Origin of the sequence: Paenibacillus sp. FSL L8-0502, assembly GCF_038593055.1 — a bacterium.
Taxonomy (GTDB): Bacteria; Bacillota; Bacilli; order Paenibacillales; family Paenibacillaceae; genus Paenibacillus; species Paenibacillus polymyxa_D.
The window spans coordinates 1,861,800-1,881,463 of sequence record NZ_CP151958.1 but is presented as its reverse complement, the minus strand read 5'-3'; the positions used below and the strand labels follow the sequence as shown (position 1 = coordinate 1,881,463).

At 44.5% G+C, this 19,664-nt stretch carries 21 protein-coding genes and 2 tRNA genes; 8 read left to right on the top strand and 15 right to left on the bottom strand.

Annotation, left to right across the window (positions count from 1 at the left end; all coding sequences use genetic code 11):
- Positions 1-1,083 (bottom strand): ankyrin repeat domain-containing protein, encoded by a 1,083-nt coding sequence (locus NSQ57_RS08470; RefSeq protein ID WP_029516643.1) that lies wholly within the window; start codon positions 1,081-1,083, stop codon positions 1-3.
- 206 nt (positions 1,084-1,289) lie between these two features.
- Between NSQ57_RS08470 and NSQ57_RS08465 the strand changes: the two genes are divergently transcribed.
- From NSQ57_RS08465 to NSQ57_RS08450, 4 genes are all read left to right on the top strand, one after another.
- Positions 1,290-1,964, top strand: a complete 675-nt coding sequence (locus tag NSQ57_RS08465) for a Crp/Fnr family transcriptional regulator (protein WP_029516642.1) — start codon at positions 1,290-1,292, stop codon at positions 1,962-1,964.
- A 76-nt stretch (positions 1,965-2,040) separates the two neighbouring features.
- Positions 2,041-2,853, top strand: a complete 813-nt coding sequence (locus tag NSQ57_RS08460; RefSeq protein ID WP_340931847.1) for a DNA alkylation repair protein — start codon at positions 2,041-2,043, stop codon at positions 2,851-2,853.
- A gap of 88 nt (positions 2,854-2,941) precedes the next feature.
- The gene (locus NSQ57_RS08455; protein WP_029516640.1) at positions 2,942-3,352 is read left to right on the top strand and encodes a DUF4183 domain-containing protein; all 411 of its coding nucleotides are present in this window, start codon (positions 2,942-2,944) and stop codon (positions 3,350-3,352) included.
- A gap of 91 nt (positions 3,353-3,443) precedes the next feature.
- Positions 3,444-4,580 carry a hypothetical protein gene (locus tag NSQ57_RS08450; protein ID WP_029516639.1) on the top strand — a complete coding sequence of 379 codons (1,137 nt, stop codon included), beginning with the start codon at positions 3,444-3,446 and terminating at the stop codon, positions 4,578-4,580.
- Positions 4,581-4,707: 127 nt separating this feature from the next.
- On the opposite strand, the gene NSQ57_RS08445 is transcribed toward NSQ57_RS08450, so the two are convergent.
- From NSQ57_RS08445 to NSQ57_RS08435, 3 genes are all read right to left on the bottom strand, one after another.
- Positions 4,708-5,268 (bottom strand): ABC transporter substrate-binding protein, encoded by a 561-nt coding sequence (locus NSQ57_RS08445; protein ID WP_029516638.1) that lies wholly within the window; start codon positions 5,266-5,268, stop codon positions 4,708-4,710.
- A gap of 10 nt (positions 5,269-5,278) precedes the next feature.
- Entirely contained in the window at positions 5,279-5,830 is a 552-nt protein-coding gene (locus tag NSQ57_RS08440; RefSeq protein ID WP_256026103.1) for a hypothetical protein, read from the bottom strand.
- Between the two features lie 238 nt (positions 5,831-6,068).
- Positions 6,069-6,947: a radical SAM/SPASM domain-containing protein gene (locus NSQ57_RS08435; RefSeq protein WP_039269916.1), complete on the bottom strand. Its 879-nt coding sequence runs from the start codon at positions 6,945-6,947 to the stop codon at positions 6,069-6,071.
- Positions 6,948-7,175: 228 nt separating this feature from the next.
- Between NSQ57_RS08435 and NSQ57_RS08430 the strand changes: the two genes are divergently transcribed.
- The 3 genes from NSQ57_RS08430 to NSQ57_RS08420 are packed head-to-tail and all read left to right on the top strand — an operon-like array spanning position 7,176 to position 9,599.
- A complete protein-coding gene (locus NSQ57_RS08430) occupies positions 7,176-7,931 on the top strand; it encodes a MerR family transcriptional regulator (RefSeq protein ID WP_069011193.1) in 756 nt (251 codons plus the stop codon).
- 16 nt (positions 7,932-7,947) lie between these two features.
- Entirely contained in the window at positions 7,948-8,598 is a 651-nt protein-coding gene (locus tag NSQ57_RS08425; protein ID WP_342425908.1) for a GNAT family N-acetyltransferase, read from the top strand.
- Positions 8,595-9,599, top strand: coding sequence for an alpha/beta hydrolase (locus tag NSQ57_RS08420; RefSeq protein WP_342425907.1), 1,005 nt, complete (start codon positions 8,595-8,597; stop codon positions 9,597-9,599). The genes NSQ57_RS08425 and NSQ57_RS08420 overlap by 4 nt, the downstream gene beginning before the upstream one ends.
- A gap of 342 nt (positions 9,600-9,941) precedes the next feature.
- Here the strand turns inward: NSQ57_RS08420 and NSQ57_RS08415 are convergent.
- The 3 genes from NSQ57_RS08415 to nrdR all read right to left on the bottom strand — a co-directional run bounded on the left by NSQ57_RS08415 (position 9,942) and on the right by nrdR (position 10,699).
- Positions 9,942-10,014 (bottom strand) — tRNA-Lys (locus NSQ57_RS08415).
- Between the two features lie 12 nt (positions 10,015-10,026).
- Positions 10,027-10,102 (bottom strand) — tRNA-Ala (locus NSQ57_RS08410).
- 129 nt (positions 10,103-10,231) lie between these two features.
- Positions 10,232-10,699 (bottom strand): transcriptional regulator NrdR, encoded by a 468-nt coding sequence (gene nrdR, locus NSQ57_RS08405; protein ID WP_013309614.1) that lies wholly within the window; start codon positions 10,697-10,699, stop codon positions 10,232-10,234.
- A gap of 105 nt (positions 10,700-10,804) precedes the next feature.
- On the opposite strand from nrdR, the gene NSQ57_RS08400 reads away from it, so the two are divergent.
- On the top strand, positions 10,805-11,029 hold the full coding sequence (locus tag NSQ57_RS08400; protein WP_025685069.1) for an alpha/beta-type small acid-soluble spore protein: 225 nt from the start codon (positions 10,805-10,807) through the stop codon (positions 11,027-11,029).
- A gap of 116 nt (positions 11,030-11,145) precedes the next feature.
- Here NSQ57_RS08400 and NSQ57_RS08395 read toward each other — a convergent pair whose 3' ends face one another.
- From NSQ57_RS08395 to NSQ57_RS08360, 8 genes are all read right to left on the bottom strand, one after another.
- Positions 11,146-11,709, bottom strand: a complete 564-nt coding sequence (locus NSQ57_RS08395) for a lytic transglycosylase domain-containing protein (RefSeq protein WP_029516633.1) — start codon at positions 11,707-11,709, stop codon at positions 11,146-11,148.
- Positions 11,706-12,302: a dephospho-CoA kinase gene (gene coaE / locus NSQ57_RS08390; protein WP_341039166.1), complete on the bottom strand. Its 597-nt coding sequence runs from the start codon at positions 12,300-12,302 to the stop codon at positions 11,706-11,708. Before coaE ends, NSQ57_RS08395 begins: the two co-directional genes overlap by 4 nt.
- Before the next feature lie 11 nt (positions 12,303-12,313).
- A complete protein-coding gene (locus NSQ57_RS08385; protein ID WP_029516631.1) occupies positions 12,314-13,105 on the bottom strand; it encodes an MntP/YtaF family protein in 792 nt (263 codons plus the stop codon).
- 111 nt (positions 13,106-13,216) lie between these two features.
- On the bottom strand, positions 13,217-14,047 hold the full coding sequence (mutM, locus tag NSQ57_RS08380) for a DNA-formamidopyrimidine glycosylase (RefSeq protein ID WP_342425906.1): 831 nt from the start codon (positions 14,045-14,047) through the stop codon (positions 13,217-13,219).
- Positions 14,048-14,118: 71 nt separating this feature from the next.
- Positions 14,119-16,773 (bottom strand): DNA polymerase I, encoded by a 2,655-nt coding sequence (gene polA, locus NSQ57_RS08375; protein WP_340931838.1) that lies wholly within the window; start codon positions 16,771-16,773, stop codon positions 14,119-14,121.
- Between the two features lie 177 nt (positions 16,774-16,950).
- Positions 16,951-17,610 (bottom strand): phosphate signaling complex protein PhoU, encoded by a 660-nt coding sequence (phoU, locus tag NSQ57_RS08370; RefSeq protein WP_025721993.1) that lies wholly within the window; start codon positions 17,608-17,610, stop codon positions 16,951-16,953.
- Between the two features lie 39 nt (positions 17,611-17,649).
- Entirely contained in the window at positions 17,650-18,408 is a 759-nt protein-coding gene (gene pstB / locus NSQ57_RS08365) for a phosphate ABC transporter ATP-binding protein PstB (protein WP_029516628.1), read from the bottom strand.
- Between the two features lie 127 nt (positions 18,409-18,535).
- On the bottom strand, positions 18,536-19,660 hold the full coding sequence (locus NSQ57_RS08360) for a methyl-accepting chemotaxis protein (protein ID WP_342425905.1): 1,125 nt from the start codon (positions 19,658-19,660) through the stop codon (positions 18,536-18,538).
- Between the last annotated feature and the right edge of the window lie 4 nt (positions 19,661-19,664).

The following is a 19,664-nucleotide window of genomic DNA, read 5'->3' as shown; positions in this document are numbered from 1 at the left end:
TTATGATACATATTCACCCTCAATAATCTTCTCCAGATAATCTTCCGGCTGTGCAAGAAACTCAGCAAAGCTGCACACATCCGCATATTCCTGATGCTCCTCGTCATAATAACCCAGGCACTTCTGCTTTGGATTCCACACCAATATAATATCCGAGTAATTATCTACGTTTAGAGACAGACGCAACAGCTTTTGCCGACCTACCTTCATCTCAACCGTATCGATAATTGAAAAGAACTCAACAAATTGAATATCAAGATCATTTTCTGGCAGGTTCACACGGAGTTGATTCCCTGTCAGAAAGGCTATTAAATCCTTCGGAAGCTTGTAGCTTTTCAAAGCATGTCGTTTATTTTCCAGATTATGAAATGCCGGAGGCTCTACAGACTTTAAATACTCAGCCATTTCTACGTTTTTATTACTTAGTGCAATTGTATATGCCCGTTCTCCATCTTTTTCTGCCAGCGTCACATCAGCGCCTAGCTGAACCAAATACTTCACCATCGAAAAATCGTTGTTGCGCGCCGCCACTGTCAAAGGCGTGGCTTTATATGGATATACCATATTAGGGGCATTGAAATTAATATCTACGCCATGTTCCAATAGTAAAGCTACTGTTTTCAAGTCATGCTCACTAACTGCGTTGCGGAGTGTTGCTCCAGCATGCTGCTTCATATCGAGGCCCAGCTCATGGATAAGCAGCATATTACTTTTGTTACCGTAGTAGGCTTGCTCATAAGCACCAGATTTGACATGATTTTTACCGTCCTGCTTGGCGCCATGGGCGACCACATAACGGACAACCTCTTCGGTACCATAGCGAACAGCCGTCAGGAATGCGGGATTATCCTTTACATTAAGTTGAACCCCCTCATCGACCAGTAGCTTCAAGACTTCCATTTGCCCAGTTATGAGTGTAATATCCAGTGGACTTAATGTCGTATATTTGCTGAGTACGATCCCTTGTTCTATATCCCAGCCTTCGGTCAGCGCCTGGCGTAAAGCGGATATATTGCCTTGAACGATATGCATCGCTATCTCAGGAAGAACCTTGAAATTGCCTACATCTTTTAATTTAATCATGGTTATTACCTCACTCTTTATGTATCTACTATTAATCATGTATATCTATTTTATACCAACCTCTCTTTTATATAAATCCAACAGATTCCCCAAAATTCATTATTCACTCTATCGCAAACAAGTGAGTAATAGAGGTCAAAATACCTTATAGAAGCTATAATTGTATTATGATTCTGTATACCCTGTGCAACCGAAAAGGAGAACATATGAATAGCATTCAATATTTGTCCCAATTTAATTTGCTTCATAGTCTCTCATTAGAAGATTTAATTGAAATGGATCAAATGACCTCCATTACGACTATACCGAAAAAAAACTTTATACAAACTCCAGAGACCTTTTCCGAGGGACTTTATTTTGTGAAAAAGGGCAAAGTACGTCTATATAAGCTAAATGCTGACGGGAAGCAATTTACTTTGGATATCCTCCGCGAGGGAAATGTATTTGGTGAAATGGATATGATTTCACTAGGAACAAGGGAGATGTATATAGAAACGATAGAAGAATGCGATATCTGCCGTATGGACAAAGACCGATTCGAGCATTTTTTAATAGAACATCCCAGGTTCATGATGAACATGATCAAGGTGTTAAGTGACCGAATTTCAGGAATGAGCAGTCTGGCCCAGCATTTAGCTTTGGGAAATTTACAGGATAAAATTTTGTATATTCTTCTGAAATTGTCCGATCAGTTCGCCCTCCAAAGCCGTGATGAGTATTGCAAAATCAATTTCCCTCTCTCTCATCAAGAAATTGCGAATCTGGTCGGGGCCACCCGTGAGGCTGTAACAGCTGCTCTTCAGGAGCTTGTCAAAGAAAAGGTCATTAAAACCGGCTTTAAGACGGTTTACATCCATCGCGAAAAGTTAGTGAAGTTGTAAACTACATTACATCTATACTCCACCCCAAAAAAGTATCGTATACCTATCAGACAATTTACGATATGGAGTGGATGAAATGTTACAACGAAAAGGTGCTCGCAAAGGGTCAGATATTCCTAGTGATGTGCTTCAGCTGCTACAGCAGGGGCGGCTTCAGACGGCGAATCTCACCGAATGGCTGGCTGTCGATCATGTTGTACTATTGCAAAATACTCTTGATGAATTTGACTTGCAGCAATCATCCGATGTCTTCCTGACCGAATTGAATCAGCTGAAGGAAAAGAAGATCATGAAAATGATACCCGCAATCGCGCGAGCGTGGCTTCATGTGTTTGAGCAACAAGCGATAGAAGAACGTATTCGCATCTTTGATGCGATGGCCTCGCATCTTTCAGACAGCATTCGCTGCTGGGCTGCCTACATCATCGGGGTTGATCCCTGTTTAAGTGTAGAGGAAAAATTGGCTGGCATTCGCCCCTTTGCAGCGGATTCCCATTTCGGAGTACGTGAAATAGCCTGGATGGCCGTGAGAGAATCCATATCCTTGCAACTGCTTGAAGGGCTTGCCCTGTTAGACAGTTGGGTGCGAGATGAGGATGCTAACATACGTCGTTTTGCCATTGAATTAACCCGACCACAAGGCGTTTGGGCCAAGCACATCCCTGAACTAAAAGAACATCCCGAGTTGGCTCTTCCGCTCTTGGAGGCTGTTCAGTCCGATCCGGTCAAATATGTCCAGGACTCCGTTGGCAATTGGTTGAATGATGCCAGCAAAACCAGCCCGGAATGGGTTCTTCAAGTTTGTAATGCATGGCTAATGGCTTCGGATACTAAAGAAACGAAGCGAATAGTAACCCGGGCCCAAAGAAGCTTGAACAAAGAGAAATAATTAGAAGACTCCTCCCCATCCAATCCATATCTAGAGTATTCACATAAACTATTATATTTATCTGGAGTATTAGGAATGAGGAATTCCTATGTCTATTATTCAAATCTATCTGGAAGCAGACAGTATCGTATCTGGAAACATTGCTATCACAACAAGTATCAATGTCACTCCAGTGGTTAATCGTTACACAGCTATTGTCGTGCTTGGTAATATATTAGGTGGAGTGACCACTATCCCAGCACAAAATTTCACGAATGATAGTGGTACTTCAGTCGCGGCAAACAGTCTTGTTGTTCCGACCAGTAGCGGATACTACAATGTATTTGTAAATGGGACGTTGCAGCGAGGCGGCTTAACAACGCTTTCTGCTACAAACCTAATTATAAATACAGGCCTGATTGTTGGCGCGACAGTAGTCGTTGAAGTTATTAATTTCAACTCTAGTGCCTCCTCAACCTCTGTCAACAATGTTACAGTAACGACTACCATAAGCGACTGAGCTACGTAAAACAGGACAAACGCCTCTATTTTATAATTTTATAAAAGGGTAAAATTTCCTTTGTAAATATGAAACAGAGGGAGTTATTTCCATGAAATTCAATTTTGTGCATTTCCGATTTTATGTTATTGCACTGATCGCAGTGCTCATGCTTACCAGCTGCACCTCAAAAAATGCTGCAACTGCAGTCCAAACAAATTCTGATGTAGACAATGCGGCTCATAGTACAACAGTTGTAGACAAAGAAAGTCAGCCTGTTCTACCCGTCACAGAGTCGCTGCCTCATACCGTTACCTCGGATGAGGATCTTGTGGCTCTTACCATTCCCGCTGGCTGGCGTAAATTTAAACAGGGACAACTGGATTCGGTGCTTAGTGTTTGTGACAAAGAAAAAAAGAATGTAGGTCTGGTTTTCCGTGTCCCCAAGTCAGCTTTTGCAAATAATATGACGCTCGACGAATTCGTACAGCAACGTGAAGAAATCTCCGCATTGGGCCTAGAAAACTTTAAGGCTGTGGATACTACCCCAATCCAGATTGATTCCACAACCGCCAGAACAGCCGATTATAGCGGGAAATACAATGGCCAACAGGTCTATTACTTCAGTGCCATGTTAGAGAGTAAGCAGCACTATCTTCAAGTATTAATCTATTCAAGGGGAGGCTCTGCAGTAGAACAACATCACGAATTTGCAACTATAGCCAGCTCCTTGAAAGTCTTAAGCGACTCACAAGTTAAGCCAGACCTTCGCTCAACAACTATTTTGAAAACATTTAAAAGTGAAGATGCCACGCAACAAATTCGTCTCCCTTATATATGGAAGACTGGTTTAATTCTTAATCCAGATGCGCTAATTCAAGCTTGGTATGAAAAAAACGATGCATACATGACGATCATCAAGGATTGGAAATCCGAACTGCCGTATGAGAAATCCTCAATGATCACATTAAAAGATTACGCTGAGTTTTCAGCTCAATTAGTACTCAAAAGGTCTGGAAAAGGGATTATTTCGACGGGACCAGTAAAGGTCAATATAAACGGGAATCAAGGCTTGCAATACGAAGTATGGGTAGAGAGTGATAAAGTAAAAATTGTATATCTAATCACTTATTTGGAACATTCTGACTCATTCTCTCAAATTATTTTTTGGACGAGAGCTGATTATTACGATAATCAAAAATCTGAATTTCAAAGATACACCAAAACATACAGAGAAGAAGAAATATAGACATGATAAAATCCGCCAAACACTTAGGAATCTTTGTGTTAAGCGGATTTTGTCTATATGACTATCACAGCTTGAAATTCTAAAAGCTTCCCCTTGTTTAGATAGGAGATGTTACTTGTACATCCTTTTATTTTTTGTGGGCTAATAAGAGATTAACTATGGTATCCAGCTGAAGGCCTTTCCATAGCTCACTATGCAGAATCTGATTAGCCCCTTCATCTTCTGAACCGTATACAAAGATGTGATCTCCCATATACTCGGGTAAAACCTCAAGTGAAATATTTTCAAATCCTTCTTTCATATTCAATGCCTTCTTGGTAGGTGGTAGCTTTAGCATCTGATAAATGGTCGGACTTCCGTAATTGCCGCCTTTCGCTGCCAAAACATATATCGATTTATTGGCGACTTGTACAATTGAAACCGTCTCTCCGTCCTTAACGATACCTTGAATTTTCATTCTGGCCTCTGCAGCTTTCTTCTCGTATTCAGTAATCCACTGCTCGGCTTCTTTCTGCTTGCCAAAGATTTCACTGATTCTACGGAATTTATCCAGTGCTTGCACTGCCGCTTGTCCATCGCTGTTGGATGTTGTCGCTGTATGATTAGCCTTCGTTTGCGAACTTCCATTTGTATTCGTCGGAGCCGAGCAAGCTCCCAGCATCAATGATAAACACAGCATAATCATCATGGCCGTTATTTTAACTCTTCCGTGCATGAGCCTGCGATACAAGGTCGGGCTTAAGAGGTTCGATGCCCTGCCAATACAACTGCTGCAACAACTCGTATACAAATTGATGAAACAAGGCTTTAACATGCAGTTTGCCAAGTCCAGAAGCTCCACGCCATTCTTGCTCCAACAGCTTCACTTTCTCGTACAGGGACAGCGGGTAATGTGGTGCGAAAGCATACTGATTCTGAAAGGGATTTTCCTTTTCCAGCAATTGTGCTATCTCTTTGCGATCAGGCAGGGCCAACGTCGCCCTGTACAAAATGATGTAATATTCAAGCACATCCTCCGCCAGGATACTCAGGCACATTCCTTTTCCGCCATGCAGTACATGGAAACGCTCTATCCTGTGAATACTGTTATCCAACCGTACCCGTGGACTTCCACGCACGGCATATAAGAACGCACTGGCAGGAAGTCGATAGGCTCGAAGCTCCTCTCCTTTTTCGATCTTCCTATGACGAACATCCATCACCTGTATAAAAACATGATTCCACAGCAAAATGTGATCGTTCAACTTCATTACTACCGCTCAGCCCCCATCCAAACCGTTCCTTCAGTTCTTATTCCGTCCTATCAGAATTAAATTTATTATAATTGATAATCATTCTCACAAGCAATCGAATATATCCAACTTCCTCTGAATAGTTTAAAACCATTAATTATGTATGTATATATCAAAATATAAGTAAAAAAGCCCTGCAAAAGGGCTATCTTTCTTGCGATTCATTCTACTGTCGATTAAAGCTCTACCTGTATGGCTATGTTCCAAATCGTTTGCGGTACCCGCATTTTCGGCATAACTCTTCTACCGCTTCTCTTTTGGAGAACCCGAAGTACAGACGGTTTGCACGCTCCCCTTCCACAATGTCGGAAAAAGATTGCTCATGCACATTACCTAAATTAATGACACCTTCTCCATCCAGACAGCAAGGGACCACCGTTCCATCCACCAATATCGCTGCTTGGCTACGGAGTGCATGGCAAAAGCCTTTTCCGTCATCTTCCGGGGCACTGAGGCTCGGCCATTCAAATTCGTGGTCCTGATTCAAATAAACGTTTGGTGCGATTTTGACCCCACTACCCGGTATCACCTTTTCCTCAATCCGATAGTCCAGTCCAAACTCTTGCTCCAGTCGTTCAAGTGTTTCCCGATTGCGCTGACGCTGCACATTAGTCAAATTATCTTCAGTCAAGTTCCAGAGACGGAACGAAATAATGACATTGTGTTTCACCGCTTCTCTTACAAACGTGAAAATATTACCCAAATATCCTTCTCGATCCACGGAGCCTTCATGTCCGTCAAAACTATGGAGAGAGAAGTTCATCTGACGCAGCGCTGGTTGCCCAAGCAGCTTATGTCCGGTCTTCGGCAGCAAGGTACCATTAGTGGTAATATTGACCTTTAAGCCTTTCTCATGAGCACTTTCCAGTAAAAGATCAATTTTCGGATGGAGCAACGGCTCTCCTTTTACATGCAAATAGATATAATCTGTATGTGGTTTGACCTGATCAAGCACATTTCGAAAGACTTCCGGATCAATAAATTTTTTGACACGCTGTGTTTGAGGACAAAAGCTGCATGCGAGATTGCAAATGCTCGTTATCTCAATATATACCTTTTTAAAAGTTTTCAACATGATTTCCCCATTCTAACCTTCATCCTGAGCATCTTGTTTATGCTCACTAATCTTATGATTATAACGGGTTATCACCGACAGGTAAACTCTCCAGTCTCCCCCTTGGTGTGGGCATCAAATGCTCGACACCTACGCCTATCCAAGATTTGTTTGATATTTTCTATTGACCCTAGGTCTGACCTAAGGTTTATAGTGGAGTTATTCAAATATCAGTAAGGAGTCCTCTCATTGAAAGAACACATTACGATCAGCCAGCTTGCTCAGCTTATGAATGTATCTGTACATCAACTGCGATATTTTGAAGAAAAGGGAATCCTCTATCCATCACATACTGAAGAAAATCAATATCGGATGTACGGGCTTCATGAGATTTATCAGCTATCGCATATTTTATTACTACGTAAATTAAATGTCCCTGTCGGTCAGATTCAAGAATGTATGACTTCCTATGCTGCCGATGATTATAACCAGCTTTTAGAGCATTCGTTGCAAAAAGTACAAGCTGAAATAGCTAACTTAAAGATGCATGAACAGTTTATTCACAAAGTGTTAGAAGAATATAATAATCGGACCCAGCAGGGCGATGAGTATCAAGTCAAACGATTAGGTCCCCGTCATTTAAAGCTATGGTTTGCATTGGAGAATGGTCAAGAGTTCACTGCCGGAAACCTATTTGAACACCGCCCTGCCCCACCTCGATTATTTGAAAATGACATGCATTACTTGCCTGATGCTGGACAGTTGAAGCTGTGTTATGAAACGGCGGATGTGGCTGACTATATTCTGGAAGAAGGCAACTATCTTTATAAGCATCTTTCCGTCATTGAAGAACCTGAGATTGATTATGAGATCAAACAAATGGAACGATATGTAGCTCATCACCAATATAACTGCCAAAGCAAGATCATTCTAGTAGAAAAATCTTATCTTTCGATGTTCGACAACAACAAGCTACAATATGAAATTCAAGTCAAAGTAGAATAAATCTTGGAGGTGTTACATGAGTGCAAAATCTTTTGACATTGTTGCATACCAAAAACAAGACCATGAAGCTGTTTGCAGTCTTTTAGTCGAATCGTTTAAAGCAAAATTCCAATCTCTTGTTACACTAGAGGATCAAGCTACACAGCAGTTGTTAATGCAGGTTTGGGTTCAAAATCCTTATTCTACATCTATGAAACAATTTGTAGCCAAAGAAAACGAAAAAGTTATCGGTGTTCTTTCCCTTAAATGGAAACCCTCCTACTCTTCACTTCCTGAAACAAACCCCATTTCTTTGACTCCGCTCCTAAAACAGTTTGGTTGTTTCAATGTATTTAAATTTTTGACAGGTATGCATGCGCTAGAGTATACCCCCGCTGCAAATGAGTGTTACATTGATCATTTGGCGATTCGTTCAAGTCATCGTAATCAGGGAATAGGACGCCATCTTGTAGCTTTCGCACAGCAATTTTCGGTTGAATCTGGTTTTCATGCATTGACGCTTCACGTAGCGCATAAGAACCAAGGGGCTATCCGTTTGTATCACCAACTGGCGTTTGAAGTAAAACAATCCAAATATAATGGGTTACGGCATTTTTGGTTCAAGGAGCCTGTATGGCATCTGATGAGTTGGCAAGAGAACCTGCATTCGAGGAGAGAGCATCATTGAAAAAAACACTCAAGCTTACTTTTGGTATTGCGGCAGCTCTGGCTGTTGCCTTGGTACTCATTATTCTATATCAAAATTCCTACAAGATGACAGAAGAAAAAATACAAATCACGACACCTAAAGGGCTGTTAACAGGTACATTAACTTTGCCTAAGAACTACTCGGGAAAGGTTGGATTGGTTGTTTTTGTCCATGGGGATGGTCCTATTAATGACACCTATGATGATGGATACAAACCACTGTGGGAAAAGTTCGCTTCCAAGGGTTATGCATCCTTGTCACTGAATAAGCCCGGTATTAACAGCGCTCCTGGCAACTGGCTCGCCCAAAGCATGGAGGACCGCGCACAGGAGATCCGATATGCAATAGACTGGGCAAGAAGCTTACCTATGATTGATAAGCAAAAAATCGGCCTATGGGGAGCCAGTCAAGCAGGATGGATCATTCCGAAGATCGTTAAAGAGGAGCATGATATAGCATTCAGCATCCTTGTATCGCCTGCCGTGAACTGGATTTCCCAAGGACAATTTAATACCAGAAAAGAACTGGAGCGAGAAGGAGTTACTCCGCAAGAAATTCAAAAGACATTGAACTACGATCAAGAGATTCTACAGTTACTGAAAAAACAGGCTTCTTATGAAGAATATCTAAGCATAGCTGATCCTGACGATATGATTTCCAAAGAAAGATGGAGCTTTATACGCAAAAATTTTCTGTCTGATTCCACCGAAGAATTAAGTCACTTCCATTCTCCTGTACTCTTGGTTCTGGCAGGAAAGGATATTAATGTTGATGTAAAGGATACCGAGCGAGTCTATCACCAGAAAATCCCCGCAGAGCTACTGTCCGTGATTCATTTACCTGAAGCCGACCACTCCATGATGGATGAAAAAATCGCGCGTTCAAAATCTCTAACTTTTTTAACAGCCGTATTCGCCCCAAGAAAATTGGTGAATGACGAGTATCTCAAAATTATTGCCAATTATGTCAGTGAGCGTTAAACAATGATGTTTTTTCCATACTTCATTTGAATATGCTGATAAAAAAAACCATCGAAAGATAAAAGGGTACATTTTTTTTGAGTATACGATTTTCTTAATGCGGTCTACAGACAGTCCACATTGTTCTGAGAGTTCGTCAATGGGCAGCCCATGTCTGCAAACAACTAGTCCTTGCACTCGTGAACAATGGGTTGCAATTAAAAAAGACGTCTATTTCCTTTAGGATCTGTTTTCTGTGCAGTCAGTTACGCGCTCATTCCACCCATAACTGTTCCCGGTTAGACTGGGAATAGATCTATAAACAACAAAAAAACGGCATCTCTGCCGTTTTTTCTAAAAAGATGGACTCTCAGGGACTCGAACCCTGGACCAATTGATTAAGAGTCAACTGCTCTACCAACTGAGCTAAGAGTCCATAATAAAAGTTTGGTGGAGCCTAGGGGGATCGAACCCCTGACCTCATCGCTGCCAGCGATGCGCTCTCCCAGCTGAGCTAAGGCCCCATCATAAGCAAGTTTTATCAACGTTTCAAGCGACTTCTATATCATATAAAATATTTAACCCTGTGTCAATACTTTTATAAAAAAATATAATTTTCTCCCTTCATGGCCCAGAAAAGATACAGTCAGCGATCAGTCGCTGGCTGTATCTTTAGATAACAGTGTTTTCAGTTCCTTCATAAACATATTGATGTCTTTAAACTGACGATAGACGGACGCAAAACGTACGTAGGCGACTTCATCCACTGGGTAGAGCTGTTCCATGACCAGCTCACCAATCTGCTGGCTATCCACTTCTGTGGCTGCTGTGTTGCGGATAGCGTTCTCCACCTGGGATACGATCATATCCAGTTGCTCGACGGATACTGGACGCTTCTCGCAGGCTCGAATGAGACCGCGCAGCATTTTATCACGACTAAACTCTTCACGGCTGCCGTCTTTTTTGATGACCATGAGAGGGGTTTCCTCCACCATTTCAAAGGTGGTAAAACGCCTGGCACACTGCTCACATTCACGGCGGCGACGGATGGACTTGTTATCATTCGCAGGTCGCGAATCCAGCACTTTCGTGCCATTGTAGGCACAATACGGACATTTCATAATCTCACCACTTTCTTTTTCCAATAAATTCCCGAAGACTTTTAGTAATAATTTTGTCAAAACAGATCATAATATGTTTACCATATCGCGAGGAGGTGAACAACAATGGCACAAGGAAACAATGGCAACTCCAACAATCTGGTAGTCAGCAGATCCTCCGGCGCTCTGGAGCAAATGAAATTTGAAATCGCTCAAGAGTTGGGTATCAGCATTCCTCAAGATGGATACCAAGGTAATATGACTTCCTATGAGAACGGTTCGATCGGGGGCTACATCACAAAACGCCTCGTAACGATCGCCGAACAACAATTGGCAGGTCAATACCAATAATCGCGGTAATAATGCAAAAATAACAAGAAAAAGTGTCTGGATGGGCTGGTAAAAACAGCCTGTCCAACGCTTTTTTCATTTTAAAGCGAAAAGCTCATCATGTCATTAACTTGGATTTAAAAATCATTATAAATTTTCGTGTATTGCCTGTAGTAATAAATGACCCGCTGTACATAATGTCGTGTTTCACCAAAAGGGATTTGCTTGATGGACTCTTCTTTTCCATCCCACACTCCCTTATCCAGCCACTCTTGAACTTTACCCGGCCCTGCATTGTAAGCAGCTACGATTGCTACAGGATTATCCTGAAACTTTATGGATAGGTTATGCAAATACCAGGTTCCCAGCTCAATATTGGTGCCAGGCTCGTGCTTGACACTGTCCAGCGGAACCTTTTGAATCTGGGCGCTGTCCATAATCCAATTTGCCGTATTCGGCATAATCTGCATCAGCCCTAGCGCCCCCTTATGTGACTGCTTACTGGTTTTAAAATTGGTTTCTACACGGATAATAGACGCCACCAAAAATGGGTCTACTTCATACGTCTGTGAATACTGCCGAATCTCATCCTTATATTGAATTGGATAGAACCAAGACATCCAATTTGAATTAAGGAATAGAATCAGGACAAACCCGACAAACAAAATGAGCAGGACTCTTTTCTTTCGCAAAATATTCATGCAAGTCCCTTCCGCTGCCAAAATTGATCAATTTGTCGCTTCGTCTCAGTCTGTGTTCCGCTATTATCAATAACGATATCGGCCAAGCTTTTCTTTTGCTCAATATCCATTTGTGCGGACAGCCGAAGTCCAGCTTGCTCCTCCGTCAGACCGTCTCTGAGCACCAGACGCTGGAGCTGAATATCACGTGGTACGTACACAACCATAATTTCCTCGTACAAGCTCTCAAGCCCCGACTCGTACAGTAACGGAATATCTGCCAAAACAAGCTTGTTCGGCTGTTCCCGTTCGAATGCTTCCATGCGCATACGCATTTCCTCACGAATAGCAGGATGTGTAATCTCGTTAAGTGCCTGCCGCTGGGCAGGGTCTCCGAATACAATCTCTCCCAGCTTTTTGCGATGCAGAGTTCCGTCACTGTTCACTATAGCTTGTCCAAAATGCTGTATGACCGCCGCCAACACCGGATGCCCCGGAAGCATCACTTCCCGGGCAATGGCATCTGCGTCGATCAGCAGCGCACCTTTGGCGACCAAAAGAGCCGACACGGTGCTTTTTCCGGTAGCAATACCTCCGGTTAATCCGATATTCATGCTCTTTCACCTCATAACAGCTTCAATATGCCCATCATAATCAGTAATAATGCCGGCAATACACCCAGCGCCTTCATAAATCGAAATGCTGATAGAAAGAAACCTGCCTTCATCCCTGCAATCAAAAATGTTCCACTGAATAACGTAATAGCCAGCGCAGTAGACAGTGGTTGAAAACCAAGCATAGCTGCCCCGAGTCCCGCTCCGAACGCATCGACCGATAATGCAATACCCAGCCAAACCGCTTCGGTAGCAGATATACTGCCGGAACGGTCCATATCCGCAGCAGACGGGCTTCGAAGAATCCGAATAACAAGCCCCCATTTGCGAAACTCCAGAGAAAATACTGTTCGTTCCTGCTGCTCCACAGAAGCTTCTGCCGACAGATCTTTTCTTGAGCTGGGGAAAGACTCGGTATCAGCATTCTCCATACCCTCCTTCTCCCCAAGAACAGATCTGCTCGCTGGATCAGTCTGTTTTGTAAGAAGCAGACCCCGAGAGGGCTCCACTGAATCCTCTGGCAAATCCTCTTTGCGGTGCAGAGCTTGAATCAAAGAGTAACAGCCAATACAGATCAGGATGACAGCACCGAAAACGGTCGTATATACAGGAGACAGGACACGAGATAGTAATGCGCCCAATTGCATGGATATGCCGATCACCAAACCTGAACATACGGAGATGATAGCAATCGACAACAGTGGAATTTTCATTTTGCGCAGACCATATGTAACACCGACTCCGAAACTGTCCAAACTTAGCGCAAATGCCAGTAACAGCAGGGCTCCCCAATGATTAGCCACTCCAATTCCCTCCCATTGCGAAGGCAGGGTCTTATAACAACCGAAATCCTCCGCAGTATTGGTACTTGGAACAATATATGAGAGGGATGGGCTTGGGGTGACTGCGCCTGTTTAGCGCAGAGGCTGGCAGACCGGACAATGATGTGTGCCCCGTCCGGCTACAACAGATTTTTCGATCAATGTACCACAGTTGATGCAAGGCTTCGCGTTACGTCCATAGATTTGCAATTGATGCTGGAAGTCGCCCGCTTTGCCCTGTCCATTCACGAACGATTTAATGGACGAGCCTCCAACCTGAATGGACGCACCTAGCGTGGAGACAATCGCCTCATGCAAGACATGAAATTGGCTATCCGTTAGGCTTTTGGCTGGCTGTGCTGGATGAATCCCCGCCTTAAACAACGATTCATCTACATAGATATTCCCGATGCCCACCACATATGACTGGTTTAACAGCGCTGCCTTGATCGAAGTCGAACGAGTTCCAACAGCGGCACGCAGCATTTCTGGTGTAAAGGCCTCGTCCATCGGTTCCAGGCCAAGTTTGTTCAGCGGCTTTTCCAGCAAATCCTGTCCTGCTGGAAATAAGTGCATCGTGCCAAACTGGCGCACATCCTGATAACGCAGCTCCGTACCATCTTTAAAATGAAAGATGACATGGGTATGCCTTTCCACAGGATCATGTTGTGAATATAATCCATATCGCCCTTCCATTCGAAGATGGGAGACCAGCACCAGCCCGTCCAGCAAAATCCGCAGAAACTTTCCGCGTCTCTCCACCCCTGTAATCCGGTGATCAGCCAATTCCATGGCAAAAGCGTGGATATCATCGGGCCGTTGAATGATCCGCGGCAGATTCACAGTGACATGATCTATATGTTTATCAACGATAAGCTCGTTTAGCGTTCGTTTAATGGTTTCTACTTCCGGTAATTCCGGCATGATGTCTTCACCTCACCCTATATTATAACGGAAGCAGCGTCAAATTGGGACTATCTACTCATTGAAATATCTTATTTGGCCTCATACCAATTGCTGCCATAGCTTACTTCGGCTTTGAGCGGCACAGCCAGCTTTAATGCAGCTTCCATGGTAGCCGGGACAAGCTCTTTCATCGTTTCCATTTCCTCAGGCGGAACCTCGAATACAAGCTCATCATGTACTTGGAGCAGCATTCTGCTACGAAGATTACGTTCACGTAGCGCTTTATCCATCTGTACCATCGCCAACTTGATAATATCGGCTGCGGTGCCTTGAATCGGCGTATTCATCGCTGTACGCTCGGCGAATGAACGCAGGTTGAAATTGCTGGCGTTAATCTCCGGCAAATAGCGTCTGCGTTCCAACAGCGTTTTTACGTAGCCGTCCCGCTTCGCATCCTTCACAATATCATCCATGTAACGGCGAACGCCTTGGAACACATCAAAATACTGGTCGATAAAGCGAGCCGCTTCCTTCCGCGTAATATTCAAATTTTGTGACAGACCATAATCACTGATCCCGTAGACAATCCCAAAGTTGACTGCCTTCGCAGAACGCCGCATATTGGAGTCCACATCTTCCGCTGCTACACCGAACACATCGGATGCGGTCTTGGTGTGAATGTCCATATCGTGGACAAAGGCTTCCTTCAAACGTTCATCATCCGAAATATCAGCCAGCACCCGCAGCTCAATCTGTGAGTAGTCTGCCGCCAAAATAGACCAGCCCGGTTCGGACGGAACAAATACTTTGCGGATTTTGCGACCTTCTTCAAGACGAATCGGAATGTTTTGCAAATTCGGAAATTGACTGCTCAAGCGTCCAGTTGCTGCAACTGTCTGCCGGAAATACGTATGCACCTTACCCGTTTTCTCCGAAATTTCTTTAAGCAATCCTTCAACATACGTCGATTGGAGTTTGGCAATGGTACGGTACTGCAAAATGTTTTGTACAATATCATGATAGGGGGCCAGCTTTTCCAGTACCTCCGCATCGGTCGAGTACCCCGTTTTCGTCTTTTTAATGACAGGTAAACCCAGTTTATCAAACAAAATCTCACCCAACTGCTTAGGCGAATTCAGATTGAACTCTACTCCGGCAATGCTGTAGATCTCGTTCACCAACGTTGCGATCTGGGCTTCAAATTCTTTACCCAAAGCACGCAGTTCTTCTACGTTCACCAAAATGCCCTGCTTCTCCATATCCGCCAAAATGCGGGACAACGGCATCTCCAGCTCATGAAACAGCTTGTGCATTTCCGTTTTCTCCAACTCAGCCTGCTGCACAGGCACCAAAGCTTCAATCACCGCTGCCTTACGCGCCACATGATCAGACAGTACATCCACGTCAGGAACTTTATATTTAGCTCCTTTGCCGAACACTTCTTCGTCAGGACGGATCGAAGACAAGCCATATTTGGCTGCCAATCCGCTCAATGTCTGGTTTGCATCAGTTGGGTCCAGCAAGTATCCTGCCAATTGCACATCAAACTCGGCACCTGCAAACTCAATTCCATGCCAGTGTAAAGCCAAATCCGTACGATGCAGATCATGACCGCGTTTTTTGCGTTCAGGGTCAGCAAGCCATTCGCGAATAGGTGTAGCTGTATCGCTTTGCAGTACATCCAGTGTCATAAAAAACTGCTGTCCCGTTGCGGCAAATATCAGACCTACGATGTCAGCATGATGCGGATTATCGCCATGCGTCTCAACATGCAGCACATCCACATGATCCAACACTTCTACCAATTTGCTAATCCGCTGCTCATCCAGCACTGTTACGTCAGCCGCGGCTTCCTCTACGTCTACCCCAGTACTGCCAACCTCACCTGAAAAAGATAAACGTTCCAGCAAGGACTTGAACTCCAGCTTCGCCAGAGCTGGCCCGGCTGTTTCTGCTTGCAGCCCGCCGAAGGCCACATCTTCCAGCTGCTTGTCCAACGTTACGTCCCGATAAATGGTCGCCAAATCTTTGCTCATTCGCGCATCGTCAGCATGTGTCTCAACGCGTTCTTTCATTTTGCCCTTCAGCTCATTCGTGTGCGCCAGCACTTCTTCGACTGAACCGTATTGATGCAACAGCTTGAGCGCTGTTTTTTCACCTACGCCGGGAATACCAGGAATATTGTCCGACGTATCGCCCATCAGGCCCTTAAGGTCAATAATTTGCAGCGGCTTCAGCCCATATCGTTCCTGAATTTGCTCAGGTCCATACGTCTCCACCTCAGTAACCCCTTTGCGAGTCAAGCCGACTGTGACATGGTCTGAAGCCAATTGAAGCATATCCTTGTCCCCGGTCACGACCAGCACATTGAAGCCGGCTTCGTCCGCTGTCTTGGACAGGGTCCCTATAATATCGTCCGCCTCATAGCCATCCAATTCAAACTGGGCAATGCCGAAAGCGGTCAATAGCTCTTTCAGCAACGGAAATTGCTGGGACAGCTCTGGCGGGGTTTTCTCCCGTCCACCTTTGTAATCCTCGTATCCCTTATGGCGAAACGTTATTTTACCGGCATCGAAGGCAACCAGCATATGTGTTGGTTTGTGCTCCTCTAAGAGCCGCAATAACATCGTCGTAAATCCGTATACCGCGTTCGTCTGTTGCCCGCTCGAATTCGTTAACGGTGGCATAGCAAAAAACGCCCGGTAAATGATACTGTTACCATCTATAAGCATGAGTTTATCCATTTAGCACCTCGCAAGTTCATCAATGCATTCGTAACGTTCTTACGTTTTACGCATTCCTCTTCCTATCTTAACATACAAGACTCCTTTTTCAGAAAAAAACGGCTGCTTCCTAACCAAATTTGCCTTTTGCTCAAAGACAAGTCTGGGTCAGAAACAACCGCTATATACCTGAAAGCTCTACTGGTTCAAATCTGGTCTCTCCCCTGTCACGAGATATACAGTGCTTTCACCGATATTCGTAGCATGGTCACCAATTCGTTCAATGTATCGTCCTACAAGCAACTGCAGCATAGCTTGTGAAGCCTCTGCCGGCTTTTCTACCATAAAGGCGTACAGATCGCTGATCATGTGGCTATACATGGAATCCACACGATCATCCTCTTTGGCCATTTTGTAGGCCAGATCTGTGTTTTCATCCAAATAGGATTTGATCGCATCATCTATCATTTCTTTAACAATGGAAGCCATGTGCGGAATATCCACCAGCGGCTTAATGATCTGCTGCCCTTCCAAGCGAAGTGTCACCTTGGCAATATCAAGCGCCAAATCGCCCATTCGTTCCAGATCACTGGAAATTTTAAATGCAACAATGATCCGGCGCAAATCCTTCGCTACCGGCTGCTGGGTAATAATGAGCTTGGAACCCATATCAAGAATATTCTCTTCCAGCGTATTGAGGGATGCATCATTTTTGACCACCTGCTGAGCCAATTCTGTATTTTTGGTCTGCAAACATTCAATGGCCTGATCGAGCGCCTTCGAAACGTGTGCACCCATTTCGCGCAGTACGGCTCTCAGTTCATCTAACCCTTCATCAAAACCTTTTCTACGTATCATTTCGAAGTCACCCCTTCTGGCATATTCATCTGGTAGGCTTTAGCCAAATCGCCCTGAAATATAATCTTCCGTACGTGAATCTTGCGGCGTGGAAAACATCGTCTGTGTGTCCGCCGCTTCCACCACAACACCATTCAAAAAGAACGCAGTTCTACCAGACACACGCGCTGCCTGATGCATGTTATGCGTCACCATGACAATGGTATACGTGTCTCGCAATTCCTGAACCAGTTCTTCAATTTTCATCGTGGAGATCGGATCCAGCGCAGATGTCGCCTCGTCCATAAGCAAAATATCTGGTTGTACAGCAAGCGCCCGGGCAATGCACAACCGCTGCTGTTGTCCACCGGACAAGCTCAGAGCTGAACGCTTCAAAAAGTCCTTGACCTCTTCCCAGAGTGCCGCCTGCCGCAGGCTTTGCTCGACCAATTCGTCCAACTTGTCCTTTTGCCGAACTCCATGCAGACGCGGGCCGTAAGCCACGTTATCATAAATCGATTTGGGAAACGGGTTAGGCTGTTGAAAAACCATTCCCACCTGCTTCCGCAGAGTTTCTACTTCCATAGTATCGCCGTATATATCCTGACCTGCGATACTCACGGTGCCTTCAATACGTGTTCCCGGTATCATGTCATTCATCCGGTTTAGTGTACGCAGCAGGGTCGATTTGCCGCAGCCGGACGGGCCGATAAAGGCAGTTACCGTTTTTTCAGGAATATCGAGGTTTATATGTTTCAGCGCGTGAAATTTCTCATAATATAAATTCAGCTTATCAATCCGGATTACGGAATCATTCATGGATTTATGATCTCCTTCGTGTTGCAGTTATGATCCTCAAGCATTGCACCTGATTTGCACAATATGAAGATTATATAAGCTGTGTGTAAATTTAGTGTGGTGGATTTGTTAACGTTATGTAAAATGATCAAGAACTTAGCATGAGCTCAAGCTCCTGCGCAATTTCGGCTGCATTCAAAGCTGCTTCCTCTGCGGAACGGGACATTTCACTGTTTTTAGCTTCAATTTCATCGACAGCCTGCAGTAGTTTGGCAAAAGTTTGTGTTCCGGCAGATATATATTGAGAGCCTGTATGAATCTGCTGCATACTCGTATCCGTCAGTTCAGCGGTGTCACGCAGCATTTGCTCGATATGGGTGAGTAAGCCTGTAATCTGTGTGGAAAAAGCTTTCGTCTGGAGTGACATATTCCGCACCTCCTGAGACACAATCTGGAAGCCTCGTCCATGTTCGCCAGCATGTGCCGCTTCAATGGACGCGTTGATCGCCAGCAATCCACTGCGATCTGCCAGTGCACGAATGGATGAAGCCATGCCCGCAATGTCATTCAGCGATTGCGTCAACGCCGTCATTTGCTCATGCTGGCGTTTCATTTGCTCCGTAACCGCACGATAGGAGAGCAAAACATCCTCCAGTTCTACTTTGCCACGACGGGATAATTCACTCATTGAGCGGGTTAGCCGCACACTGTCATCGGCCTCTTTAGCTGCATCCAGCACAGTCAGCTGAATACGCTGGACTCCGTCATAGCTATGCCGAATCACATCTCCCCGCTCTTCGTCCGCTTCTCTTTGCATTCGCTGCACGACGGACAGGATATCACGAATCGTGAGTACACCGAGTAACCGTGTTCCTTCCTTAATCAACACACAGTCGTAAAAACGCTGATCTTCGCGCAGCATCGCCAGTTCCACAATGTCCGATGCCTGGCTTTTCAGATCCACAATTAATGTATCGGGGTCGGCAAATAGGGCCGCAGGCTTGTCATAGAACAACGCCGCAGCAAATCTGCCCGTAAAATGGCGATTGTACGCATCTCTCATAATAATGCCCAATGGAAGATCATTTTTATCCACAACAATGACACAAGGAATATCTTCCTGTGTTTTCATAAGGGCTAACAGTTCTTTACAAGACATATCCGTACCAATGATCGGAACCTCCCGGCATGGCACATAGGTAGTAATCGACTTGTATGCTTCACGTTCAATCACGGCAGTGGAGCTCGGCTGGGTCTTTGGTTCCGTTATCATCGTT